General features: G+C 52.2%; 17 protein-coding genes and 1 pseudogene. 10 read left to right on the plus strand and 8 right to left on the minus strand.

What is annotated here, in order from left to right; all coding sequences use genetic code 11:
• Window positions 1-1,677, minus strand: a complete 1,677-nt coding sequence (gene ilvD / locus AS151_RS00930; protein WP_071515197.1) for a dihydroxy-acid dehydratase — start codon at window positions 1,675-1,677, stop codon at window positions 1-3.
• 521 nt (window positions 1,678-2,198) lie between these two features.
• Here ilvD and AS151_RS00935 point away from each other — a divergent pair.
• Together AS151_RS00935 and AS151_RS00940 are read left to right on the plus strand one after the other, a co-directional pair.
• Window positions 2,199-3,050 carry a pentapeptide repeat-containing protein gene (locus tag AS151_RS00935; protein ID WP_244532796.1) on the plus strand — a complete coding sequence of 284 codons (852 nt, stop codon included), beginning with the start codon at window positions 2,199-2,201 and terminating at the stop codon, window positions 3,048-3,050.
• A 95-nt stretch (window positions 3,051-3,145) separates the two neighbouring features.
• Entirely contained in the window at window positions 3,146-4,270 is a 1,125-nt protein-coding gene (locus AS151_RS00940; RefSeq protein ID WP_071515198.1) for a succinylglutamate desuccinylase/aspartoacylase family protein, read from the plus strand.
• On the opposite strand, the gene panB is transcribed toward AS151_RS00940, so the two are convergent.
• The 5 genes from panB to AS151_RS00965 form a co-directional block, all read right to left on the minus strand.
• Complete coding sequence (gene panB, locus AS151_RS00945) at window positions 4,249-5,040, minus strand: 3-methyl-2-oxobutanoate hydroxymethyltransferase (protein WP_071515199.1); 792 nt, start codon at window positions 5,038-5,040, stop codon at window positions 4,249-4,251. The genes AS151_RS00940 and panB overlap by 22 nt on opposite strands.
• Window positions 5,041-5,090: 50 nt before the next feature.
• On the minus strand, window positions 5,091-5,852 hold the full coding sequence (locus tag AS151_RS00950; RefSeq protein WP_139240427.1) for an ATP synthase F0 subunit B: 762 nt from the start codon (window positions 5,850-5,852) through the stop codon (window positions 5,091-5,093).
• Window positions 5,738-6,319, minus strand: coding sequence for a pantetheine-phosphate adenylyltransferase (gene coaD, locus AS151_RS00955; protein ID WP_071515201.1), 582 nt, complete (start codon window positions 6,317-6,319; stop codon window positions 5,738-5,740). The genes AS151_RS00950 and coaD overlap by 115 nt, the downstream gene beginning before the upstream one ends.
• Before the next feature lie 92 nt (window positions 6,320-6,411).
• Window positions 6,412-6,651, minus strand: a complete 240-nt coding sequence (locus AS151_RS00960; protein WP_071515215.1) for a regulatory protein SipA — start codon at window positions 6,649-6,651, stop codon at window positions 6,412-6,414.
• Between the two features lie 149 nt (window positions 6,652-6,800).
• Window positions 6,801-7,352, minus strand: coding sequence for a hypothetical protein (locus AS151_RS00965; protein ID WP_071515202.1), 552 nt, complete (start codon window positions 7,350-7,352; stop codon window positions 6,801-6,803).
• Window positions 7,353-7,885: 533 nt separating this feature from the next.
• Here AS151_RS00965 and rpsD point away from each other — a divergent pair.
• Window positions 7,886-8,494 (plus strand): 30S ribosomal protein S4, encoded by a 609-nt coding sequence (gene rpsD / locus AS151_RS00970; RefSeq protein ID WP_071515203.1) that lies wholly within the window; start codon window positions 7,886-7,888, stop codon window positions 8,492-8,494.
• A 118-nt stretch (window positions 8,495-8,612) separates the two neighbouring features.
• On the opposite strand, the gene moaA is transcribed toward rpsD, so the two are convergent.
• Window positions 8,613-9,617: a GTP 3',8-cyclase MoaA gene (gene moaA / locus AS151_RS00975; protein ID WP_084639323.1), complete on the minus strand. Its 1,005-nt coding sequence runs from the start codon at window positions 9,615-9,617 to the stop codon at window positions 8,613-8,615.
• 140 nt (window positions 9,618-9,757) lie between these two features.
• On the opposite strand from moaA, the gene AS151_RS00980 reads away from it, so the two are divergent.
• The gene (locus AS151_RS00980) at window positions 9,758-10,636 is read left to right on the plus strand and encodes an alpha/beta hydrolase (RefSeq protein ID WP_071515205.1); all 879 of its coding nucleotides are present in this window, start codon (window positions 9,758-9,760) and stop codon (window positions 10,634-10,636) included.
• A 58-nt stretch (window positions 10,637-10,694) separates the two neighbouring features.
• On the opposite strand, the gene hisD is transcribed toward AS151_RS00980, so the two are convergent.
• Complete coding sequence (gene hisD, locus AS151_RS00985; protein ID WP_071515206.1) at window positions 10,695-12,035, minus strand: histidinol dehydrogenase; 1,341 nt, start codon at window positions 12,033-12,035, stop codon at window positions 10,695-10,697.
• A gap of 1,008 nt (window positions 12,036-13,043) precedes the next feature.
• Between hisD and rpsT the strand changes: the two genes are divergently transcribed.
• The 6 genes and pseudogenes from rpsT to AS151_RS01010 form a co-directional block, all read left to right on the plus strand.
• A complete protein-coding gene (gene rpsT / locus AS151_RS00990) occupies window positions 13,044-13,340 on the plus strand; it encodes a 30S ribosomal protein S20 (RefSeq protein ID WP_071515207.1) in 297 nt (98 codons plus the stop codon).
• Between the two features lie 61 nt (window positions 13,341-13,401).
• Entirely contained in the window at window positions 13,402-13,551 is a 150-nt protein-coding gene (locus AS151_RS21820) for a hypothetical protein (RefSeq protein WP_170861268.1), read from the plus strand.
• Window positions 13,552-13,684: 133 nt separating this feature from the next.
• The gene (locus AS151_RS00995) at window positions 13,685-14,506 is read left to right on the plus strand and encodes a TatD family hydrolase (protein WP_071515208.1); all 822 of its coding nucleotides are present in this window, start codon (window positions 13,685-13,687) and stop codon (window positions 14,504-14,506) included.
• A 121-nt stretch (window positions 14,507-14,627) separates the two neighbouring features.
• Window positions 14,628-17,918, plus strand: coding sequence for a DNA-directed RNA polymerase subunit beta (gene rpoB, locus AS151_RS01000; protein ID WP_071515209.1), 3,291 nt, complete (start codon window positions 14,628-14,630; stop codon window positions 17,916-17,918).
• A 206-nt stretch (window positions 17,919-18,124) separates the two neighbouring features.
• On the plus strand, window positions 18,125-20,002 hold the full coding sequence (locus AS151_RS01005) for a DNA-directed RNA polymerase subunit gamma (RefSeq protein WP_071515210.1): 1,878 nt from the start codon (window positions 18,125-18,127) through the stop codon (window positions 20,000-20,002).
• Between the two features lie 121 nt (window positions 20,003-20,123).
• Window positions 20,124-24,191: pseudogene (locus AS151_RS01010) on the plus strand (DNA-directed RNA polymerase subunit beta''); the annotation flags it as partial.
• Window positions 24,192-24,962: the final 771 nt, after the last annotated feature.

The following is a 24,962-nucleotide window of genomic DNA, read 5'->3' on the forward strand; positions in this document are numbered from 1 at the left end:
CTAGTCGCCGGTTACGGCCCCTTTACTACTAGAACCTACCAACTTGGCATACTTCGCCAGAACCCCTTTGGTATATCGGAGTTGGGGGGGATTCCAGTTTTGCCGGCGTTTTTCTAGCTCTGGTTCGGAGATGTTAAGTTGCAGCAATCCTTGGTAGGCATCGATGGTGATGCTGTCGCCCTCTTCCACTAGGGCAATGGTACCGCCAACGGCAGCTTCGGGTGCCACGTGACCGACCACCATGCCATAGGTACCACCGGAAAAACGACCGTCGGTAATCAATCCCACCGAATCTCCCAAACCGGCACCAATAATTGCTGAAGTGGGGGCGAGCATTTCCCGCATCCCCGGTCCGCCTTTGGGACCTTCGTAGCGGATGACTACAATGTTGCCAGCTTTGATTTCGCCGTTGAGAATGGCTTGCAAGCAGTCTTCTTCCGATTCAAATACCCGAGCCGTTCCGGTGATAGCAGGATTTTTCACGCCGCTAATTTTGGCGACGGCCCCTTCTTCGGCTAAATTGCCTTTGAGAACCACCAAGTGCCCTTTGGGATATAAAGGTTGGTCGAACGGGCGGATAATATCTTGGTCGGCTGGTGGGGTATCGGGAATGCCTTCTAGAACTTCAGCTAGGGTTTGACCGGTGATGGTGAGGGTATCCGAGTGGAGCAAACCGTTGGCTAGCAAGATTTTCATGACTTGGGGAATGCCGCCAACTTGGTGCAGATCGACAATGACGTAGCGACCGCTGGGTTTTAAGTCGCAGATGACCGGTACGCGATCGCGAATGCGGATAAAATCATCCAAGGTCAATTCCACATCTGCCGCCTGGGCAAGGGCGAGCAAATGCAAAACCGCATTGGTGGAACCACCCACCGCCATCACTACTGAAATAGCATTTTCCAAACTCTTACGGGTAATTAAATCCCGCGGGCGAATTTGCTTGCGAATCGCCTCCAACAAAGCCTTTCCAGAAGCTTCGGCACTCTCAGCTTTTTCTGCATCTTCCGCCGCCATCGTGGAAGAATAGGGCAAACTCAGCCCCATCACCTCCAACGCCGAAGACATGGTATTGGCGGTGAACATGCCGCCACAAGAGCCAGCCCCCGGACAAGCATTGCGTTCTACAGCCACCAGTTCCGAACTGTCAATTTGACCCGAACTATACTGACCCACAGCCTCAAAAGCACTAACAATGGTTAAATCTTTACCATCGTGATGCCCCGGTTTGATGGTTCCCCCATACACAAAAACGGCAGGAATGTTCATACGTGCCATCGCGATCGCGGCACCGGGCATATTTTTATCGCAGCCGCCAATTGCCAACACGCCATCCACCGATTGCGCATTGCACACCGTCTCAATAGAATCCGCAATCACCTCCCGGGAAACCAGCGAATATTTCATCCCCTCGGTTCCCATGGAGATGCCATCGCTCACCGTGATGGTGCCAAACATCTGGGGCATGCCTCCAGCTTCAGAAACGCCAGCCATGGAGCGTTCGGCTAGCTGGTTCAATCCCATATTACAAGGGGTAATGGTACTGTACCCGTTGGCAATTCCCACAATGGGTTTGGTAAAGTCGCTGTCTTCAAAGCCGACAGCTCGTAGCATGGCTCGGTTGGGGGTTCGTTGCGCCCCTTCAGTAATGGCTTTGCTTCGATAGTTTTCTGGCATTTTTGCAGCTCCGGTTTGAAATCAATGAAAAAGTCAATCGATGGGAAAGATGCGGTGCCCCGCACGCGCCTTCGTGCGCGCAACCTCTCGTGTAGGAAAGTTCGATCTTGGCTAGATACGATGGTTGGCAAGAACATCGCTGGTGTCACCATCGGTTGCAGCAGTTGGCCAAGGTTCCCTGTCTGCGAGGCAATCGATTGAAAACTGACACTCTATTAATTTTCTCAAAACATTCCTACCTTGCTGCAGTTGAGGAGCAAACTGCAATACAAATTCATGGGTTTCTCAGAAAAGTGGCTGCTAGCGTGTGTTGGCTTCATCCTCTTGGCTAGGCATGATGAAGCGATAATAATGGTGGTTTACCCAATAGAGACATGGAGCAGGAGGTTTCTCTATCTGGCGTAGCATCTAGGTAGTCTTTACCCGGTCGCTGCTGGCCGAAGCAGTAGAACGCAACAGAACATTAGAGAATTAGAGAAAATGTGGGAAGTTATCTTCGTGAAGCAACCAAAGGAACCAAAATGAATCAAACCATCGATGCCAACGAGCTGCTCCGACAATATGCAGCGGGAGAACGGGATTTTCGCGGTATTGAAATTGCCAACGCCAATTTGAGAGGGGCCAACCTGCAAAATGCTAATCTCAAAGGTGCGGTGTTGCCCAATGTCAACTTGGTTGGGGCCAATCTGGCTGGGATTAACCTGCGGGAAGCCAAACTCACCGACAGCAAAATTCAGCAAGCCAACTGCCAACAAGCCAATTTTATCGGCACGGATTTAACCAATGCCGACCTCAGCAACAGCCAAATGCAAGGGTGCAATCTCCGGGGAACCAATGCCCAATACGCCAATTTTAGCCATGCCAATTTGCAGGAAGCGACCCTCTGCGAAGCCGATCTCAGCTATGCCAATTTGGAGGTGGTGAATCTCAGCCATGCCAACTTGACCCGGACCAATTTAACCGGTGTCACCATGCGCAAAGCGATTTTGGAATCTGCCAATTTGACGGTGGCGCGGCTGACAGAAGCCAATTTAGAAGATTGTACGCTGACTAAGGCGTTTCTCAATAATGCCAATCTTCGGGATGCCAATTTATGCCGTACGGACCTCAGTTTTGCTAAGTTGAGCAGTGCCAACCTTGCCGGTGCTAACCTCAGCCATACCCAAATGCGTTTTACCAATGCCAGCTGGGCTACTTTGAGAGATAGTAATTTGCGGTCCTCGAGTTTGTTTCGCACCAATCTCAGTTGGTCCAATTTATCCAAAGCCGATTTGGGGAAAGCAGTTTTAATTGGGGCTAATATCAGAAAAACCAATTTTTCCAATGCCAATTTGGAGGAGACGATTATGCCAGAAGCGACGGAAAATGACTAAACTACAATAGGCAAGCGCCCCCTTTGGGCTTATAGCTGGTTAGGGGGAAGCACGTGCTGTTTTCACTTTGCTGTTGGTTACTTGAGAATACGGTTTTGATTCCCAAGCTATCTACGATTCCAATTATTGAACTGGCAAGCGGCGATCGCTTGTCGCTACAGGTCTATCGTTTTGTGGGGGTTACCCCTGGCAAAAAAGCTTACCTGCAAGCCAATTTGCACGGTGCGGAAATTAGCGGCAATGCTGCTATCCACCAACTGATTGAGTTTTTACAAACCCTCGATCCCCAACAGTTGCGCGGGGAAATTTGTTTGGTACCTACCTGCAACCCCATGGGTACCAACCAGCGATCGCATCATTTTAGCACTGGTCGCTACAATCCCTACGACGGGCGCGATTGGAACCGCATTTTCTGGGACTATACCAAAAACCACAACCTCCGGGATTTTGCTAAGGCGCACTTACAAGCCACCCCTGCCAAAATCCAAGCCAATTTTCGCCAACAGATCCTGCAAAGCTTTCAAAAAAACGCGCAAAAACTTGACTCTCCCCGCGGCGTTCCCCTCTACGAACGCTACCGCTACCACTTACAATCCCTTTGCCTCGATGCCAACTACGTTATCGATTTGCACAGTTCCACCAACCAGGCGCTCAATCACCTGTACTGCTGCCAAACCCGGGAAGAGGCTGCCCAAGCGTTTTTATTTGAACACGGGATTTTGCTCGATGAATACGACGGCGATGCCTTCGACGAAGCATTTGTCCGACCTTGGTTGGTTTTAGAACAGCATTTCGAGAAGTTGGGGCGACAGTTGCGTTTTGATGTGGAGGCTTGGACCTTGGAAATTAATGGTGGCATGCAAATCGACGCGCAAGCCGTTGATGCCAGCGTTCGTGGGATGAAAAACTATCTGGCAACCAAAGGCATTTTAGATATCCCGGATTTTCCCATCGCAGCTACGAGCAACACCTCAATGCGACTGATTCCCAAAACCGAAATTCAAACCTATTATGCTCCCACAGGCGGCATGGTACAAAAACCAGCCCAGCCGGGAACCAAGGTTAAAAAAGGCGATTTGCTCTACGAAATGCTTGGTTTCCCCCGAGAAAACCAACTTCCCCAGGTATATCCGGTGCATGCGGATGCTGATGGTATGGTCTTTGACTGTGCCAGCAATCAATCAGCCAACCAAGGGGATTATATTCTTTCGTTGCTCTGAGGAAATTGTCGCGATCGCACTTGGGCACCGTACTGGCGAAAGGCTTCTAGCATGGTTTCCCGGAGGTGGGCGTAGGTTTTGGCAAAGGGGGGTTGCTGTTTGGTTAGTCCCAACATATCCTGGGTGACCAATACTTGCCCGTCGCAAGCTTGACCGGCACCAATGCCAATGGTGGGGATGCTGAGTTTTTGGGTAATTTCTCTCGCTAAGGATGCTGGAATGTGCTCCAAAACCACCGCAAAGGCACCGGCTTGTTCTAGGGCCAACGCTTCGGCGAAAATGCGATCGCTTTGTTCGGGGGTTTTTCCCTGTTGCTGGTATCCCAACTGCCGAACCGACTGCGGCGTCAACCCCACATGCCCCATCACCGGAATTCCCGTCTCTACCAATCGTTTCACTGTCTCCGCCATCGCCGGGTAGCCCCCTTCAATTTTGACCCCCGTGGCTTGGGTTTCCTTCAATACCCGACCTGCGGAATGAATCGCCTGCTGCGGGCTTTCCTGATAGCTCAAAAAAGGCAAATCTACCACCACCATGGCTCGCTTGACACCGCGACAGACCGCTTTGGCATGGTGTAGCATTTCTTCTAAAGTCAGCGGCAGCGTACTTTCATATCCCAAGGCGACCATTCCCAACGAGTCGCCCACCAAAACCACATCTACGCCTGCCTCGTCCAACAGTTGCGCCATAGCATAATCGCTTGCCGTGAGCATGGCAATTGGACGCTCCTGCTGTTTCCATTGCTTTAATTTGGCAACAGTAACTTTCATCTATCTAATAGAATACGTGGCGAAAGACAATCGAATACTCAGTTCCCGTTTTAGCGCTGCCGCGGGTGGGGGTGGTGGCGTTGTTGCGAGGGTTTGCCTTCCGGATACCCCGACTCTTGCTGAATGGCAGACTGGGAAGCTTGGGTGCGCGTGGTGGCGTTATCCCGTTCTAACTGGTGGCGACCGTTGCGCACCACCCGCAGCATCTCTCCCAGCTGGTGTTCGATATTGCCTAAGACCCGGTCGGCGTATTCGTCAGCTCCTTGTTCGATGGCTTCGGCTTCGGCAACTGCCCGCGCGCGCATTTGCTCTAACTCTTTCTCTCCCTGTCGCCGCCATTGTTCGATTTCTGCCATGGTTTTTTCTTGCGCTGCCTGGCAGTCTTGCTGCACTTGTTGGCGAATTTGTTCCGCTTCTGCCTTGGCTTGACGGACGATCCCCATCTCGTCTAAAATACGCGCTGCTTCCTGTTCCGCTTCTTCCACAATTTCCCGAGCGTAGGATTGCGCCTCTTCGTAGATTTGGTCGCGGGAGCGGACAATTTCCGTTGCTTTTTGAAAGGCTTCCGGTAAGTTCAGGCGCACCAAGTCCAACTGATCCAACAATTGCTCCTCATCCACCAAGGTCCGCCTGGTTAGCGGAATCCGGGGACTGGAGAGAATCATTTCTTCCAGACGCTCTAGTTCCTGTTGAATGTCTACCCCTGCTGGCGATTGTCCTTGGGAGACGCTTCCCGCAGGGTCAGCGGATTCTCCTTGGGAATTGGTGTTGTCTGGGTTGGGTTCGGCTTGGGATGGGTCTTGGCGTAACATTTGTATATGTCTAGAGCAACGTGACTGGGGACGAGGTGGTCTACAGAACCGCCGTATTTGGCTATTTCTTTGACGACGCTACTGCTTAAAAAGCTATATTCGTTGGAGGTGGCGAGAAAGACGGTTTCGATATCTTGAGAAAGGCTTTTGTTGGTGTGGGCCATTTGCAGTTCCATTTCAAAGTCCGATACAGCTCGCAGCCCCCGCAGCAGGACTTTAGCTTGCCGGTTTTTGGCATAACTGACGGTTAGCCCAGTAAAGCGGTCTACTTCTAAGTTGGTGAGATGTTGGGTGGAGCGACGAATTTGTTCGACCCGATGGGCGACTGGAAATAAGGGGGTTTTGCTGGGGTTCTCGGCGACTGCTACCACCACTTGCTCGAACAGCTGACACCCACGTTCGATAATATCAAGATGCCCGAAGGTGATCGGGTCAAAGCTGCCTGGATAAATTGCGATCGCCACCATCGCTCAAAGTTGCTAGTATCCCTACCCCTAACATTACCGTGAAAATTTGCCCCTTGCAAATCTTTGGTTGCTTTTTTCCATGGTTCCACCTTTTAAGAAGAGGCGGAGGCAGAACCATTGGAGGCAGGTTCGAGATATTCTGCCCCCAGTAGAAATGTCCCTTTTTCAAAACGGACGCTCCATCCCCCCGGTCGTCGGTCTACAATGGTCCCCGTTTCCCCCACTCTGACCAAATGGGGCGGTCGCAACATGGGTCTGGCTTCCGCGGTTTTTAGGTAAGATGGCTGGGCTACCAAACGTACGGTTTCGCCTACGGTAAATTCTTGTGCCATGAGACGCAAATTGAGACGACAGATTGTGGCGATCTTATCCCATTTCTCAAAAAATAGCGATCGCCTTGGAATTGGCCCATTTTTCTATCAAAACACGATCGTGCCAGACTCCCCTAGAAAGTTGGTTTCCTAGGGGAACTTTGTGGACATTATTCGGATTCGGCAGTCCCTTGCGAGTTGTCTGGGTTGCCTTCTGGGTTGTTGGCGGGATAAAAGTCTCTGGGTTGGTCGCGACCGTCAATACAAGCATCCATGGCACTGGTCGCTGCTACGCTGGGCAGTTCCGCGCCAATCCCGGTAACGCAACTGGCAAAACGCTCCGGCAACAAGCTGCGACGGCAATAGTCCATGACTGCAGTAGCGTTGGTTTCGGGAAATTGAGCGGTGACATCCATCACGCAACCCGCCATTTCTACGGGACGGCGCACTTGCTGGCAGGCAACCAGGGCATCGGTGGTGGCAATATCGGTTTCGCTATCGATGTCAGTTACGCACTCCGATAGTTGTTCTGGACGGAGAACGCGGGCACAAGCGGAAGCAATACGGTTTTCCGGCAGACCAAGTTCCCGCAACTCGGAGGTACACGCGTTATAGTCGTAATCATCCGTGGGAAACAGGATTTGGGCGTTGGTAGGTGCCAGGGCAGTGGGGGTGACGCAGAGGGGTCCTGCGATCGCCAGCAGCCAACGAGATAGGTTCATAAAATTCACCAAAATCTTCTTTTCCAGAGTACAACGGCAACCAATTTACCAAAATCAATTCTAGACAAAAAAATAAATTTCGTATACGATCAAAGTTTGGGCTTTTGAGAAATTTCCCTCCCCACCCAAGACGAACCAAATCACTGGAAATGAATTGACATTCATGTTGATGATGGTTCGGTTGGTCCAGTTGGAAGCAGCCTGCTTATAGATTGACGATAGAATTTTGCTTCTACACCTGCGCCCTTTAGCCCCCTCAGTCTGTTAAACTAGACAGGATTGAAAGAGGCGCGAAAAAACCTAAGCGAAAAAATGCTAGCGCCCTAGTAGGTGCCACTAGCAAAATAAAAGCTTGAAAGCTGCTGTACCGCCCCTACAAGCGGAAACAGGGGAAGCGAAAATTGGGGAGATTTATTTGTTGGATTCCAGCAGGTAAGTCATAAAACCAATAATCCCCAGGCCTTTAGGCCGGAGAATATCCAACGAAAAAATCTCAGCAAAAGTTTAGGAGCATTGAGAGAGGAAGTTCGACTATGTCGCGATATCGCGGTCCACGCCTTCGAGTTACCCGTCGTTTGGGAGAGCTGCCCGGTTTAACCCGCAAAAGCACCCGCAAAGCCTATCCCCCGGGCCAGCACGGTCAAGCTCGCCGCAAACGCTCTGAATACGCAGTGCGGTTGGAAGAAAAGCAAAAACTGCGCTACAACTACTGCATTTCTGAAAAACAGCTTCTACGGTATGTTAAAGCTGCTCGTGGTTCCAAAGGGTCCACCGGTCAAGTGCTGCTAGAACTGTTGGAAATGCGTTTGGACAATACGGTTTTCCGTATGGGCATGGCACCTACCATCCCAGGAGCCAGGCAGTTGGTTACCCACGGTCACATTTTGGTTAACGGCCGCCGGGTGAATATTCCCAGCTATCAGTGCCAAATTGAAGATGTCATTGCCGTTCGCGATCGCGAGCGCTCCCGAAATCTGGTGGAAAGTAATTTACAGTATCCCGGTCTGGCCAACCTTCCCAGCCATTTGGAATTCGATAAAGATAAATTGGTGGGAAAAGTCAATGGGGTCATCGAACGCGACTGGGTAGCACTGAACGTCAACGAACTGCTGGTGATTGAGTATTACTCCCGCAAACTCTAAGCTTGGCTGGTGGTTGCCCAATATTGGGGAAACAAGGATGGAAGTTAGCCTTTCATCCTTGCCACTTCTCCCTTCTTGCTTGGTATCAGTCCCACCAGCTGTTCTGCTACTTCCTCTATCACCCACCAATTTGAGACATGGTACGCGCATAGCCACCATCTGTGGTTCCCATGTCCCGTTCTTTGAAGTTGATTTCCGGTTTAATGGCTAGTACCTCGCGTACCTGCGTCCGGATACTCTCTACAGATTCTCCCCGACGTAAGGATGCACGCAAATTCACGCTTCCCTGTTCGTTTAACAAACAAGGGCGCAGCCAGCCATCTGCGGAAAGGCGCATGCGATTGCAGCGATCGCAAAAACATTCCGACATTTGGGATATAAATCCTAAGGTGCCCTGAGCGCCGGGAATTTGAAATATATCTGCCGGTCCGTTGCCTGCCACTTGTGCGGTGGTTAACCCCCAACGATCGCGAATTTGTTGGCGCAATTGTTCTGAGGGAATCCACTGCTTTTCATGGAACAACATCGAGTTGCCAATGGGCATAAATTCAATGAAACGAACATGCCACGCTCGTTTTATGGTTAGAGCAGCCAAATCGAGTACTTCGCCATCGTTGATGCCAGGGATAACGATGACATTTAATTTTAGGGGATCGAAACCGACCCGATAGGCAGCTTGAATGCCTGCCCAGACTTGCTCCCAGCGTTTGCCCGTGCGATCGCCGACCAACGCTGCAAAGGTATCGGGATCGAGAGAGTCCAGGCTAATATTAATACGTCGTAAGCCAGCATCGTACAAATCTTGGGCCGTATCGGCAAGCAAAAACCCATTGGTGGTCATGGCCAGATCTTGCGTTTGTTCGGCCGAAGCGATCGCAGCAACAATTTCGTCAATTTGCGGGCGTAACAAAGGTTCTCCTCCGGTCAGACGAAATTTATTGAACCCGAGGGGAAGAAAAACTTCCCGCAGCAAATACAGCAGTTCCTCGTTGCTTAGAAAATTTTGCGATTGAATGTAGTCAATTTCGCTACCTTCCGGCATGCAATACTGACACTGAAAATTGCACCGGTCGATGAGGCTAACTCGTAGATAGTCAACCGTATGGTATGGGGAATTGGTCATAAAACAATCCGTAGTGCAACGCGATACGTTATATATAGTTTGTATATCTTGAAATATAGGTTCCCAAATCGCCAAGGTTGGCTCATGCAACTTTCGGTTGATTTGTATGCCAAAATTGCATTCAAAAAGCAAATTTGTCTATGGTAGACGCTTCTCACCAGGATGGAACGGTTATCACCAACGGAGTGAGGCTGCACTACGTCAGCCAAGGGGAAGGTCCGTTGATATTGATGCTGCACGGGTTTCCAGAATTTTGGTATTCCTGGCGGTATCAAATGCCTGAATTTGCTAAGGATTATCGCGTTGTTGCTTTGGATTTGCGCGGCTACAACGAAAGCGACAAACCCCAAGATATTGATGCGTACCATATTGATGTTTTGGTGCAAGATATTGAGGGGGCCATTCGCGGTTTGGGCTACGATCGCTGCGTTTTGGTGGGTCACGATTGGGGCGCTGCGATCGCTTGGCATTTTGCCTATGCCTATCCTCAGATGCTGGCAAAATTAATCATTATGAATCTTCCCCATCCCGCCAAGATGGCAGGTTTTTGGCAGCATCCCCAACAACTTTTGCGCAGTTGGTATATCTTTTTCTTCCAGTTGCCCCTACTGCCAGAGTGGCTACTTTCTGCCAACGATTGCGAAGCCATTGGCAAAGCGTTTCGAGAGACGGCGGTGGATAAAAATGCCTTTTCCGACGCGGATTTAGCAGCTTATCGCCGGGCAGCCTCCCAACCGGGGGCTATACAAGCTATGCTTGCCTACTATCGCTGTGCTTTCGATCTTGCCAAAGGGTGGTTGTGGCAATCTCAATCCTGGGAGAAGCTTGACGTTCCTACGTTGATGGTTTGGGGTGAGGAAGATACAGCTTTGGGCAAAGAACTGACCTACGGAACCGAAACCTACGTTCGCAATTTTTGCCTTCGCTATATTCCCCAGTGCGGGCATTGGGTACAGCAAGAGAAGCCCGAAACGGTCAATGGATATATGCGGGAGTTTCTCAAGAAACATGGCGTTTAAAAAAATAGAGACCGCTGGTGGCAGCAGTCTCTAAGGTGAATAAAGCGGAAATCTTGGTTTATTCTTGTTGTTGGTTGTCTGGGTGGGAGGATTCGGAAGTGCTTTTTCCCTGTCCGCGCAGGCGTACGGATTCCGAGTGGGAATGCAATCCTTCCGCATTGGCTAGGGCTTGAATGGCGTTTGCCGCTTTTTGTAAAGCCGTTGAAGAATATTGAATCAAGCTGGAATGCTTGATAAAGGTTTCTACGCCCAACGCCGAGGCATAGCGCGCCGACCCTGAGGTGGGTAGGGTATGGTTGGGACCAGCAATGTAGTCGCCTACTGCTTCTGGGGTGGATGTTCCTAAGAAAATGGCCCCGGCGTGGCGAATGTTTTCGAGTAAAGCCCAGGGTTCTTTGACTTCCAGTTCTAAGTGTTCGGGGGCAAATTCGTTGGATAGTTGGGCAGCTGCTTCCAAAGAATCTACGACCACGGCTAAACCATAATTGGCGATCGCTTTTTCTGTGAGCAAGCGACGGGGATGGTTGGCCAGTTGTCGTTGCAGGTCTTCTTTGACCTCCCGGGCAAATTGAGAACTGGTCGCAATTAGGATGGCCGCTGCCATAGGGTCGTGTTCGGCCTGGGCTAGCAAGTCAGCAGCTACGTGGACCGGATCGGCTGTCTCGTCGGCAATGACCAAAACTTCAGAAGGACCGGCCAAAGAATCAATGCCTACCCGACCGTAGACCAGTTTTTTCGCTAGGGTGACGTAAATGTTTCCCGGTCCGGTGATGACATCAACTTGGGGAATGGTTTCGGTTCCGTACGCCAACGCCGCGATCGCTTGTGCCCCCCCTACCCGATAAATTTCTTGAATTCCTGCTTCCTGGGCAGCCACAAGTACGGCTGGATGCAAGCTAGACTCGCTTCCCGGCGGTGTCACCATCACAATGCGCTCCACCCCAGCCACCGCAGCCGGAATCGCATTCATCAATACTGTGCTGGGATAAGCAGCTCTTCCTCCTGGAACATAAATTCCGGCTCGTTCTACAGGGGTATAGCGTTTGCCCAGAACCACCTCATCATCGCCGAATTGCACCCAGGATTTGGGAATGCGCTGGCGGTGAAAAGCTTCGATATTCTGTTTGGCCACACGAATGGCATCGAGCAAATCTTTGGAAACCTGCTGGTAAGCGGCATCCAATTGAGAACCGCTGATACGTAGTTCGGAGGCTTGAAGAATTTGGCGGTCGAATTGTTCCGTATAGTGTAGCAGGGCGCGATCGCCTTCTTGCTTCACTGCCTGTAGAACTTGGCGCACTTTCCCCTCTTCTTGTAGGGTATCTTCATTATCCGTGCGCTGACAGATGCGCCGCAATTCTGCGGTAGCCTCGCTCCAAGTGTTTATGATTCGCAGCATGGAATCGCAATTGTCGAGGAAAACGACGAAGCGATCGAAATCGCCTGGACACTTTACCGCCTCACAGAGACGGAGATACTCGCTTTCAGGGCAGGGTCAAACAGCTTTGGGACCTCTCCCAGCCAACCTTTCCCTGTACAAGCAAGTTCCCCCTACCAAAAGAGGGAAATCAAATCAATTTTTGCATGTTCCCACGGTGGGACGCCCGCTTTCGGAACCCCTTACAGAGCCAACCAGCCTTCTTGCTAGCTCCCTTTGTAAACAGATTCTCCTCTAGCGAGCTGCATGCCACCCTTCAGCAAGCACGGGGACCACCCACCCGGACATCATTAACCATATTTATAATGGCATTTTGATTGTGAAAACCAGATTGTTTGGCAGCCCCTCGCTCCTCTAGAAATGGGCATAACGAGTAGGGCAACAGATGGCTACCGGCACATCCATTGCCACCTTCAATCGAGCCAAGATAGGCGTCAACTACGAAATGCGTTGGTCGGGTTTGCCCCATCTTTTATAGCTTAACCTAGATTTTAAGAAGGAATCGCCATTTTAACACTTTTAATGCTATATTTATAAATCCAGGGTTGCCATGGCCCATATTAAGTGGGCATAATCGTCCCTACTTAGACATTTATTATAACTGGTGCCTTTCTTGTGGTACAATAAAAGACTCTATAGAAGAAACATCATCTAGGTGCCTTACCCACCCCACCATTGGTTTGGGAGAAGCCATCCTGCTCGGGAGGTTTCGGGTTAAGGCAAAAATTGGCGCGCGTGCCTGGAAGTGGCGGCAAAGAGAACGAACCGATCGTCTCTCAATCGAGCTAGCCAGCACGCCAGCCAATCGCACTTCAACGGGCAATCTCCAAATGGTTGGTTGCCCATACACCCATGTCGGGTCGTAACAAAAACCTGTCAGTTTCCTAGCTTCGCCCCCCATAGCCAGGTAGGAGACTGTCATTCGGTTTGGTTCTGTCGTAGGTTAGGTAGTTTTCTTAGGAACGAGCTGTGGCAAATATTAAATCAGCCGTCAAGCGGATTAGAGTTAGCGAGCGCAACCGGTTGCGCAACAAATCTTACAAATCAGCTGTCAAAACCCTGATCAAAAGATCCTTGGCAGCCATCGAAGAGTACGCTCAAAACCCCAATGCCGAGAAAGAACAAGCAGTTCGGGAAAACATGAAAGTAGCGTACAGCAAAATCGATAAGGCCGTAAAACGAGGCGTTCTCCATGCCAACAATGGTGCCCGAAAAAAATCTCGCCTCGCCAAAGCCATGCACAAGGCTGAGTCGCAGGCAAGCTAGCAACCAAATTGTGCCCACGCTTGCCCGACCGGATTGGTAAGCACGGCTAAGGAAAGATATCATGGCAAAGCTGCCGGCTGCTTGGTTGGTGCCCAGGGACCCAAATCCCGCACCAGGATGTCCGATTTCAATTGGTTTGGTATTGCTGTTTCCTGCCAAGAAGCAGCAAAAGTGGGTGATGGAATTGGTGCCGGTAGGTCCTCATGCCTAGCTGGTGCCAACCAATTGCTCGGTAGCAGTTTTCCCTTTTCCTATTTCCTATCCCTGCTCCAACAAATTAGGAAAAGTCTTGTCAACCCCCAAAACCAACTAGTGACCTACGGCATCGTCACCCCCAAATATCAATGCAACTCGTCGATACCCACGTACACATCAACTTCGATGTGTTCCAACCCGATTTAGAGGAAGTATGCCAGCGATGGCGGGAAGCTGGCATTTCCCACCTCGTCCATTCCATGGTAGACCCAGAAGAATTCGGGCAAATTCAAGCTTTATCCCGGCAATTCCCCGAACTTTTCTTCGCTGTAGGCTTGCATCCCCTAGACGTACATAAATATGCAGACGCTTCCGGTACTAGCGAAGCCATCCAAAAAGTACAACAACGCATTCAGCAGCTAGCCCACTCAGATAGCAAAGTTGTTGCCATTGGAGAAACCGGTTTAGATTTTTACAAAGCTGAAAACCAACAAGCGCAAATTGCCTCCTTTGAAGCCCAATTAGAGGTAGCCCAACAGCTAGATTTACCGGTTATTATTCACTGTCGCGACGCTGCCACCACCGCCAAAGAAGTCTTAGAAAACTTTATCGAGCGTCGCGGAGCGGTACGGGGCGTCATGCACTGTTGGGGCGGCGATCCCACCGAAACCCAGTGGTTTTTGGATTTGGGCTTTTACATCAGTTTCAGCGGTATTGTTACATTCAAAAATGCCAACTCCGTACAAGCATCGGCCAAAATGGTTCCCGGGCACCGACTGCTGGTGGAAACCGATTGTCCTTTTTTAGCACCTACGCCCAAACGAGGAAAGCGCAACGAACCAGCGCTTGTCAAACACGTAGCCGAACAAGTAGCCTCCCTCCGGCACGAATCTGTAGAAGCCATCTGCCAGCAAACCGTAGAAAACGCCCATCGGCTTTTTGCTCTGCAACAGCCAGTAACAACGGGGTAACCGCACGCCTGGCAGCAACGGCTTCTCCTGGTTGCCTTCTCCACACCAATCCATTGCCCCGGGTTGCTTTCCCGTCCAGCAAAAACAGCTTTGACCACTGACAACCAGCCAATCCGATATCATGACCAATAACTCTATTTCCGCACCTTCTTTTACCCTACCCGATTTGGTAGAAATTCAACGGGCGAGCTTTCGTTGGTTTCTCCAAGACGGTCTGATTGAGGAACTGAGCAGTTTTTCCCCCATTACCGACTATACAGGCAAACTAGAACTCCACTTTCTAGCCGCCGACTACAAACTCAAAGAACCCAAATACGGGGTAGACGAAGCCAAACGTCGGGATAGTACCTACGCCGTCCAAATGTACGTTCCCACCCGTTTGGTCAACAAAGAAACCGGCGAAATCAAAGAACAGGAAGTCTTCATCGGCGACCTGCCCTTAATGACCGAACGGGGAACCTTCATCATCAACGGTGCCGAGCGGGTCATCGTCAACCAAATCGTACGCTCTCCCGGCGTCTACTACAAATCAGACATCGACAAAAACGGTCGGCGCACCTTCAACGCTTCTATTATTCCTAACCGCGGCGCTTGGCTCAAAATCGAAACCGACAAAAACGACCTGGTTTGGGTGCGTATCGATAAAACCCGCAAACTCAGCGCCCAAATCCTGCTGAAAGCCCTAGGACTGAGCGACAGCGAAATCTTCGACTCCCTACGCCATCCCGAATACTTCCAAAAAACCCTCGACCGCGAAGGGCAATTCAGTGAAGAAGAAGCCCTCATGGAACTGTACCGGAAACTGCGTCCGGGCGAACCCCCCACCGTTGCTGGCGGTTCGCAACTATTAGAATCGCGTTTTCTCGATCCCAAACGCTACGATTTGGGCAAAGTAGGGCGTTACAAGCTCAACCGCAAACTGCGGGTCAACGTTCCCGACCAAGTTCGGGTGCTAACACCAGAAGATATTCTGGCCGCCGTTGACTACCTCATCAACCTGGAATATGACATCGGTGCCACCGATGACATCGACCACTTGGGCAACCGCCGGGTACGCAGCGTCGGCGAACTCCTGCAAAACCAGGTGCGGGTAGGGCTAAACCGATTGGAACGTATCATTCGCGAACGCATGACCGTTTCCGAATCTGACAACCTGACCCCAGCTTCCCTAGTTAATCCCAAACCCTTGGTCGCCGCCATTAAAGAATTCTTTGGGTCTTCTCAGCTCAGCCAATTCATGGATCAGACCAACCCCCTAGCCGAGCTAACCCATAAACGGCGCTTGTCAGCTTTGGGACCAGGCGGTTTGACCAGGGAACGGGCTGGTTTTGCCGTACGGGACATCCATCCTTCCCACTACGGACGGATTTGCCCCATCGAAACCCCAGAAGGGCCCAACGCCGGGTTGATTGCCTCCCTCGCTACCCACGCCCGGGTCAATGAATATGGCTTTTTGGAAACGCCCTTCTACCCCGTAGAAAACGGACGGGTCTTGCAAGACGGTCCTCCCATCTTCATGACCGCCGATGAAGAAGACGACGTGCGGGTAGCACCAGGGGACATTCCCGTAGACGAAAACGGCTATATCTTGGGAGACACCGTCGCCGTCCGCTACCGTCAAGATTTCACCACTACCACCCCCGACCAAGTAGACTACCTAGCTATTTCTCCCGTCCAAGTTATCTCCGTCGCTACCTCTTTGATTCCTTTCCTGGAACACGACGACGCCAACCGGGCTTTGATGGGTTCCAACATGCAGCGGCAAGCTGTGCCCCTGCTTTGCCCGGAACGTCCTTTGGTCGGTACCGGATTGGAAGCCCAAGCAGCGCGCGATTCGGGCATGGTTGTGGTCTCTCAACTGGAAGGCGTGGTTTCCTATGTGGATGCCACCCATGTAACCATCCGTGCCGATGACGGACAGCAGCAAACCTACGTTCTGCAAAAATATCAGCGTTCCAACCAAGACACCTGCTTGAACCAGCGTCCCATTGTACAGGAAGGAGAACGGGTAGTTCCGGGACAAATTCTGGCAGACGGTTCCGCTACTGAAGGTGGGGAACTGGCCCTGGGACATAACATCCTGGTGGTGTACATGCCTTGGGAAGGCTACAACTACGAAGACGCCATTCTCATCAGCGAGCGGTTGGTACACGACGACGTGTACACCTCCATTCACATTGAAAAATACGAAATTGAAGCTCGCGCCACCAAACTGGGACCCGAAGAAATCACCCGGGAAATTCCCAACGTGGGGGAAGATGCCCTCAGCAACCTAGATGAAAGTGGCATCATTCGCATCGGTGCTTGGGTGGAATCCGGCGATATTCTGGTGGGCAAAGTAACCCCCAAAGGCGAATCCGACCAACCTCCCGAAGAAAAACTCCTACGGGCCATTTTCGGTGAAAAAGCGCGGGACGTGCGAGATAACTCCCTGCGGGTTCCCAACGGCGAACGGGGTCGCGTGGTAGACGTACGTGTCTTTACCCGCGAACAAGGAGACGAACTGCCCCCAGGAGCGAATATGGTGGTGCGCGTCTACGTGGCCCAGAAGCGCAAAATTCAAGTTGGGGACAAAATGGCAGGACGCCACGGCAATAAGGGCATTATCTCCCGGATTTTGCCCATTGAAGATATGCCGTACCTCCCCGACGGCACCCCTGCCGATATTGTCCTCAATCCTCTGGGCGTGCCTTCCCGGATGAATGTGGGACAAATCTTTGAATGCCTGTTGGGATGGGGTGGTTACCTCCTGGACGAGCGCTACAAGCTGATTCCCTTTGACGAGATGCATGGTAGCGAAATGTCCCGGGAAAGTGTCCACGCCAAGCTTCAGGAAGCTCGGGAAACAACTGGGCACGATTGGGTGTTTGACCAGGACAATCCCGGCAAGGTAACTGTTTACGACGGACGCACTGGCGAACCCTTCGACCGTCCGGTTACTGTTGGTATTGCCTACATGTTGAAGCTGGTCCACCTGGTAGACGACAAAATCCACGCTCGCTCTACCGGTCCTTATTCTCTGGTTACGCAACAACCCCTCGGTGGTAAGGCACAGCAAGGGGGTCAGCGTTTCGGCGAAATGGAGGTTTGGGCGTTGGAAGCTTTTGGTGCCTCCTATACGTTGCAAGAGCTGCTCACGGTCAAGTCCGACGATATGCAAGGTCGCAACGAAGCTCTCAATGCTGTGGTTAAAGGACAGCCGATTCCCCGGCCGGGTACGCCAGAATCCTTTAAGGTGCTGATGCGGGAGCTGCAGTCGCTGGGTCTGGATGTTTCTGTGCATAAGGTGGAAACCAATGAAGAGGGCGAAAGCCGCGATGTGGAGGTAGACCTGATGGCGGAAAAAGCACCCCGACAGCCAACTATTGAAATTTCCCAAGCAGCTTTGGAGGAAATCCGCGAACAGCAGTAGGGGCGCAACGCGTGAGCGCCCGACGCTTCGTGAAGTGTTCCAGGGCGTTTTGTGAGGCGCTTTCTAGGGAGGGGAGATAGGTTTCTTTCACCAGGGGTAGTCCTTGGTGCCTATCTCCCTTTTGGAAAATTTTCCGATACAATCCTCGACTTCGCTCGGGGTAAGCATACGAACACCAGAGGAAGGACCAAAGGACAATATCCATTATGGCTAAGTTAGAGCAACGCTTTGATTACGTCAAAATTGGTTTGGCTTCTCCAGAACGAATTCGCGAGTGGGGAGAGCGCAGCTTACCCAACGGTCAGGTTGTCGGTGAGGTGACCAAACCGGAAACGATTAACTACCGCACTCTCAAACCGGAAATGGACGGCCTCTTTTGCGAGCGGATTTTTGGTCCGGCGAAGGATTGGGAGTGCCATTGTGGTAAGTACAAACGGGTGCGCCATCGCGGGATTGTTTGCGAGCGTTGCGGGGTGGAGGTGACTGAGTCGCGGGTGCGCCGCCACCGTATGGGGTATATTAAGTTGGCGGCTCCTGTGGTGCATGTTTGGTACCTCAAGGGGATTCCCAGCTATATCTCGATTTTGTTGGATATGCCTTTGCGGGATGTGGAGCAAGTTGTTTATTTTAATGCGTATGTGGTGCTCAATCCCGGCAATGCGGATAATCTTCATTACAAGCAGCTGCTTACGGAGGAGCAGTGGATGGAGATTGAAGATGAGCTGTATGCGGAAGATAGTACGTTGGAAGATGTGGAGGTGGGCATTGGCGCTGAGGCGCTGCAGCGGTTGTTGATGGATTTGAATTTGGAGGAGACTGCTGAGGAGCTGCGCCAGAATATTGCGGTTAGTAAGGGGCAGAAGCGGGCGAAGTTGATTAAGCGGTTGCGGATTGTGGACCAGTTTGTGGGAACTGGGTCGAAGCCGGAGTGGATGGTGCTGACGTATATTCCGGTGATTCCGCCAGATTTGCGCCCGATGGTGCAGCTTGATGGGGGTCGTTTTGCGACTTCGGATTTGAATGATTTGTACCGCCGGGTGATTAATCGCAACAATCGTTTGGCGCGGTTGCAGGAGATTTTGGCACCGGAGATTATTATTCGCAATGAGAAGCGGATGCTGCAAGAGGCGGTGGATGCGCTGATTGATAATGGTCGGCGCGGTCGGACGGTGGTGGGTGCGAATAACCGTCCTTTGAAGTCGCTGTCGGATATTATTGAGGGCAAGCAGGGACGCTTTCGGCAGAATTTGCTGGGCAAACGGGTGGATTATTCGGGTCGGAGTGTGATTGTGGTCGGTCCGAAGCTGAAGATGCACCAGTGCGGTTTGCCCCGGGAAATGGCGATTGAGTTGTTCCAGCCTTTTGTGATTAATCGCTTGATTCGCCAGAATGTGGTGAATAATATTAAGGCGGCGAAGAAGCTGATTCAACGGGGTGATGGTGCAGTTTGGGATGTTTTGGAGGAGGTGATTGAGGGGCATCCGGTGCTACTCAACCGGGCACCGACGCTGCACCGTTTGGGAATTCAGGCGTTTGAACCGATTTTGGTAGAGGGACGGGCGATTCAGTTGCACCCGCTGGTGTGTCCGGCGTTTAATGCGGATTTTGATGGCGACCAAATGGCGGTGCACGTGCCTTTGTCGCTGGAGGCGCAGGCGGAGGCGCGTTTGCTGATGCTGGCTTCTAATAATATTCTGTCGCCGGCGACGGGGAATCCGATTTGTGCGCCTTCTCAGGATATGGTGTTGGGGTGCTATTATTTGACGGCGGAAAATCCCCGGGATAATAAGGGGGGCGATCGCTATTTTGCCAATATGCGCGATGCGGTGGCGGCTTACGAACAAGGAATTGTGGGATTGCATGCTTATGTTTGGGTGCGTTACGACGGTGAAGTGGAAACGGCTGAGGAGGACAACGAACCGATAGAGGTATACAAACAAGATGATGGTACGGTGACGAAGCTTTATAAGTGGCGTCGCGTTCGCGAAGATAGCGAGGGCGGTTTGATTTCCCAGTACATTCGCACGACCATTGGTCGCATTATTCTCAATCTAACGATTCACGATGCTTTGCAAAGTATCTAACCAGCTTGCCCTGGAGGGGGGCGCTTGGTGAAGTGCCCCTACGAAGGGGACCCCCAGCGGGGGGGTACCCCTACAAAGGTGTTCCGGAGTATTCCCTCACTAAAAGTAAGGAAAAACAGCTATGAGTAAGACAAAAAAAACAATTTTTTACAATCGCATTCTCGATAAAAAACAATTGAAGAAGCTGATGGTATGGGCGTTTATCAATCACGGGACGGCTCGTACGTCGGCGATGGCGGATGAGTTGAAGGATTTGGGTTTTCGCTATGCTACTAAGGCTGGGGTGTCTATTAGTGTGGATGATTTGCAGGTGCCGCCGGTGAAGCGTCAGATGCTGGATGAGGCGGAGCAGGAGATTAATAAGACGGAGCTGCGCTACTCCCGGGGCGAAATTACGGAGGTGGAGCGCTTCCAGAAGGTGATCGATACGTGGAATGGTACGTCGGAAGCGCTCAAGGATGAGGTGGTCCGCAATTTCAATAGCCGCGACCCGCTGAATTCTGTCTATATGATGGCTTTTTCTGGTGCGCGCGGAAATATGAGCCAGGTACGGCAGTTGGTGGGGATGCGCGGTTTGATGGCGGATCCCAATGGGGAAATTATTGATTTGCCTATTAAGACGAATTTCCGGGAAGGGCTGACGGTAACTGAGTATATTATTTCTTCGTATGGTGCCCGGAAGGGTTTGGTGGATACGGCGCTGCGGACGGCGGATTCGGGCTATTTGACGCGCCGTCTGGTGGATGTGTCCCAGGATGTGATTCTGCGGGAGCCTGACTGCGGTACGGTACGTGGGATTGAGATGGCACCGGCGCGTTCTGGGGATAAGATTACGATTCCTCTGAAGGACCGGTTGCTGGGACGGTTGCTGGCGGAACCGGTGTACCATCCAGATACGGGTGAGTTGATTGCCGATCGCAATGCGGAGATTGATGAGGAACTGGCCGATCGCATTGTCAATGCTGGGTTAGAGTCTGCTGTGGTACGATCGCCGCTGACTTGCGAGGCCGGTCGTTCGGTTTGTCAGAAGTGCTACGGTTGGAGTTTGGCACACGGACGCCTGGTGGATTTGGGAGAAGCTATTGGCATTATTGCGGCGCAGTCGATTGGCGAACCGGGTACCCAGCTGACGATGCGTACGTTCCACACGGGGGGCGTATTTACTGGGGAAGTGGCGAACCAGGTTAAGGCAAAAGGACCTTGCACGGTTCGTTACAATCTGCGCACTCGTCCGTTCCGCACCCGCCACGGGGACCAGGCGTACCAGGCGGAACAAAATGGTGAAATTCAGTTGGTGCCGATGTCGAGGTCGGTCGCTACCAGGCTCTATACGGTAGAGTTTGCGTCTCACCTGAGGTGCAATATTGATGGCAACCAACAAAACCAGTGGTTGGAAGAGGGAACTGAGATTGCACCGGGGGTAGTTCTGGAGGAAGGAAAGTCTGGCTGGGTACATAAGGTATCGCCAGGAAAACTCGAGTTGCTTTGTCCTGTAGAGGGGTCTGTCCCATCCCAGGATGAGGGGCAAACCCAATCGGTGGGCAACGAGCAGGTGGAAACCCACAGCATCACCCAGGGCACTACGATTATGGTGGCACCGGGTACGGAGGTAAATACTGGCGATGTGGTGGCTGAGGTGCCTTTGGCTGGTCGCAGTCGCCGCAGTGTGGAGAAGGCGACGAAGGAAGTGTCCAGCGATTTGGCTGGGGAGGTGCAGTTCCAAGGCATTGTCCAGGAGGAGAAGACTGACCGTCAGGGCAATATTACCCGCAGCGCCCAACGTGGTGGTTTGGTTTGGGTTCTGTCTGGGGAGGTGTACAATTTGCCGCCTGGGGCGGAACCGACGGTGAAAAATAGCGATCGCGTGGAAATTGGCAGCGTGCTGGCGGAAACCAAGGTGGTGAGCGAGCACGGCGGGATTGTGCGTTTGCCGGCGGAAACTTCTCCTTCCCAACCACATGCCCAATCCAGTTTTGAGGGGGAAATGGAGTCTGGTGCTGGTGAGGTTCCGGCGCTGAGTGCAGCTGCGGCTGCGGAGGAAAAGACGCCGCGGGAAGTGGAAATTATCACTGCTAGTGTGATTCTCAACCATGCTGAGGTACATACCCAGTCTACGGGCACCAGCGATCGCCACTTGTTGCGTTCTGCTTCCGGGCAAGAGTTCTCCCTGAAGGCAACGCCGGGGACCAAGGTGCAAAACGGTCAGGTGGTGGCGGAGTTGATGGACGAGCGCTACCACACGGCAACCGGCGGTACGATCAAATACGGTGGTATCGAGGTTGACAAAAAGGGCAAAGCCAAACAAGGCTATGAGGTCAAAAAGGGCGGTACTCTGCTGTGGATTCCGGAAGAAAGCCACGAGGTGAACAAAGACATCTCCTTGCTACTGGTGGAAAGCGGCCAGTACGTGGAAGCCGGCACGGAAATTGTCAAGGATGTATTCTGCCAGACTGCTGGTGTTGTGGATGTGGTCCAGAAAAACGACATCCTGCGGGAGATTGTCATCAAGCCTGGTGAGGTGCAGCTGGTGGACGAACCCATTGACGACCGCTTCGGTGAAGAAGGTGTGTTGGTGCATCCGGGACAGGAAATTCCTGGTTTGGGGACCTCGGACCGGCTGACCTACGTGGAAAGCGTAGCTACTCCAGAGGGGATGGCTGTGTTGCTGCGTACGGTGCAAGAGTTCCCGGTGGCGGACGAACCCCAGGTGCCCCAACAGGAAACGCTGGAAAGTTCGGCGGAAACGTCAGAAACGTCTACGATTGGCAATTTGCAGCTGAAGGCGGTACAGCGGATTCCTTTTAAGGATGGCGATCGCATTAAGTCTGTAGAAGGGGTAGAATTGGTGCGCACCCAGCTGGTGCTGGAAATTGGCGAAGCGGCACCGCAACTGGCTGCAGATATTGAGTTGGTTCCCGACCAACACGACCCGGATGTGCAGCGCTTGCAGTTGGTGATTCTAGAATCGCTGGTCATTCGCCGGGATATTCTAGCGATGGAGATGCACGGGCACTTGCAAACGGAGTTGATGGTGGAAGACGGTACCATCATTCCAGCAGGTGCTGTTGTGGCTTGTACGCGGATTCTGTGTAAAGAGTCCGGAGAGGTCCGCGGTATTCGCGAAGGTGCCGAAGCCATCCGGCGGGTTTTGGTGGTCCGGGATGCGGACTTATTCAATGTAGAGTTTTCGCCAGAGATGGCAGCACAGGTCAACTCCTATGAAGAAGGGGACCTATTAGTTGCTGGAACGGAGGTGGCACCTGGAGTTTCCTTGGAAGAGTCGGGTCAGGTGATTCGGTCTTCGCCAGGGAAGCTGGTCCTGCGCACGGCACGTCCCTATCGCGTTTCTACTGGGGCAACGCTGTTTGTGGATGAAGGTTCCCTGGTCCAGCGTGGGGATGCTATGGTGCTGCTGATTTTCGAGCGTGCCAAGACCGGCGATATTATTCAAGGTTTGCCCCGGATTGAGGAATTGCTAGAGGCTCGCAAACCTAAGGAAGCCTGCGTGCTTGCCAAACGTGCTGGCATGGTACAGGTGGAAATGTTTGAGGAGTCGGCGACTATTAAGGTAATTGAAGATGATGGGGCGATCGCGGAATATCCTGCCAGCCAGGGACAAAGCGTGCTGGTGAGCGAGGGACAGCGCGTCAATATTGGTACGCCGCTTACGGATGGTCCCAGCAATCCCCACGAGATTCTGGATATCTTCTTTGAATACTACCGCGAGCAAATTGGTACCTACGAAGCTTCCCTGAAAGCATTTGAGGAAGTGCAGAAGTTCTTAGTCAACGAGGTGCAGTCGGTGTACCAGTCCCAGGGCATTGATATCTCCGACAAGCATATTGAGGTAATTGTGCGGCAGATGACTTCCAAGGTCCGCATTACCGATGGTGGCGATAGTACGATGCTGCCTGGGGAGCTGATTGACTTGCGGCAAATCGAGCAAATCAATACGGCTATGTCGATTACTGGTGGGGCACCGGCGGAATATACCCCTGTTCTGCTGGGGATTACCAAGGCTTCTTTGAATACCGACAGCTTTATCTCGGCGGCTTCGTTCCAGGAAACGACGCGGGTCCTCACCGAGGCAGCGATCGAAGGCAAATCGGATTGGCTGCGCGGTCTGAAGGAAAATGTGATCATTGGGCGTTTGATTCCCGCTGGTACTGGCTTCAATGCTTACGAGGAGGCATTCCGTCCCAGTCCGGAAGACCTTCCCAATGGCGAGGGGACGGATGCAAATACTACGGTTGGCGATGGCAGTACCGAGTCTCTGCTGGACGATCGCACGGCGCGTACTTACGGGTTGGACCGTCTGGAAGAGGAGGTGGAACCCCACCAGAAGGCACAATCCACTGAGTCGGCGCTAGAAACACCGGATGCTGTTGCGGAGGATGCTACAAGGGAGACAGAAGCGCCTGCTGCTGAATCTGAAGCGGAAACGGTGGCGGATGAGGAATCGACTTCCCTCGGGGCAAGTAGCTCGATTCCTGCTGAGGAACTCATCAGTACCGATGGTGATGTGGCGGCCAACTCGGAAGCAGCGGAGAATTCCCCATCGACTTCTGCAGATTCGCCGGGCACTCAGGGGACTAACGAGGCAGATTCTGCTGGAGATGATACAGACCCCGCGACCTCGCTAGGGACAGGTTTGGTGGAAAGTAGCTGGGAAGATGTGCCTGAAATGATGGGCAACACCCTGGTTGGTGAAGAAACTGGCGATGAGGCGACCTCGGAAGATGCGGCAGATTCGGTGACTTCGCTCGGGGCAAGTTTTGATGGTTCCGAATCCCCAGTAGGTACGGAAGATGCTACCTCTGATGGTGAGGAGGATTTCTCTGAAGAAGACGATCTGAGCGAAGACGAACCTGAATAGTTGACTAACCCAATCACTGGACAAAAATTGACATTCGTGTCGATTGCGTTCGGTTAGTCCAGCCTTGGTCTCGTAGCAGACTCC

The sequence above is a fragment of the Geitlerinema sp. PCC 9228 genome (genome assembly GCF_001870905.1).
In the GTDB taxonomy this organism is placed as follows: Bacteria; Cyanobacteriota; Cyanobacteriia; order Cyanobacteriales; family PCC-9228; genus PCC-9228.

Bases quoted from the DNA above. Each gene is read 5' to 3' on its own strand.
- AS151_RS00935 (WP_244532796.1), top strand. From the start codon at position 2,199: ATGAATCAAACCATCGATGCCAACGAGCTGCTCCGACAATATGCAGCG.
- moaA (WP_084639323.1), bottom strand. From the start codon at position 9,617: ATGACCAATTCCCCATACCATACGGTTGACTATCTACGAGTTAGCCTC.
- hisD (WP_071515206.1), bottom strand. From the start codon at position 12,035: ATGCTGCGAATCATAAACACTTGGAGCGAGGCTACCGCAGAATTGCGG.
- coaD (WP_071515201.1), bottom strand. From the start codon at position 6,319: ATGGTGGCGATCGCAATTTATCCAGGCAGCTTTGACCCGATCACCTTC.
- AS151_RS00965 (WP_071515202.1), bottom strand. From the start codon at position 7,352: ATGAACCTATCTCGTTGGCTGCTGGCGATCGCAGGACCCCTCTGCGTC.
- AS151_RS00950 (WP_139240427.1), bottom strand. From the start codon at position 5,852: ATGTTACGCCAAGACCCATCCCAAGCCGAACCCAACCCAGACAACACC.
- AS151_RS21820 (WP_170861268.1), top strand. From the start codon at position 13,402: ATGGCAAAGCTGCCGGCTGCTTGGTTGGTGCCCAGGGACCCAAATCCC.
- panB (WP_071515199.1), bottom strand. From the start codon at position 5,040: ATGAAAGTTACTGTTGCCAAATTAAAGCAATGGAAACAGCAGGAGCGT.
- AS151_RS00980 (WP_071515205.1), top strand. From the start codon at position 9,758: ATGGTAGACGCTTCTCACCAGGATGGAACGGTTATCACCAACGGAGTG.
- AS151_RS00960 (WP_071515215.1), bottom strand. From the start codon at position 6,651: ATGGCACAAGAATTTACCGTAGGCGAAACCGTACGTTTGGTAGCCCAG.
- AS151_RS01005 (WP_071515210.1), top strand. From the start codon at position 18,125: ATGGCTAAGTTAGAGCAACGCTTTGATTACGTCAAAATTGGTTTGGCT.
- ilvD (WP_071515197.1), bottom strand. From the start codon at position 1,677: ATGCCAGAAAACTATCGAAGCAAAGCCATTACTGAAGGGGCGCAACGA.
- AS151_RS00995 (WP_071515208.1), top strand. From the start codon at position 13,685: ATGCAACTCGTCGATACCCACGTACACATCAACTTCGATGTGTTCCAA.
- rpoB (WP_071515209.1), top strand. From the start codon at position 14,628: ATGACCAATAACTCTATTTCCGCACCTTCTTTTACCCTACCCGATTTG.
- rpsD (WP_071515203.1), top strand. From the start codon at position 7,886: ATGTCGCGATATCGCGGTCCACGCCTTCGAGTTACCCGTCGTTTGGGA.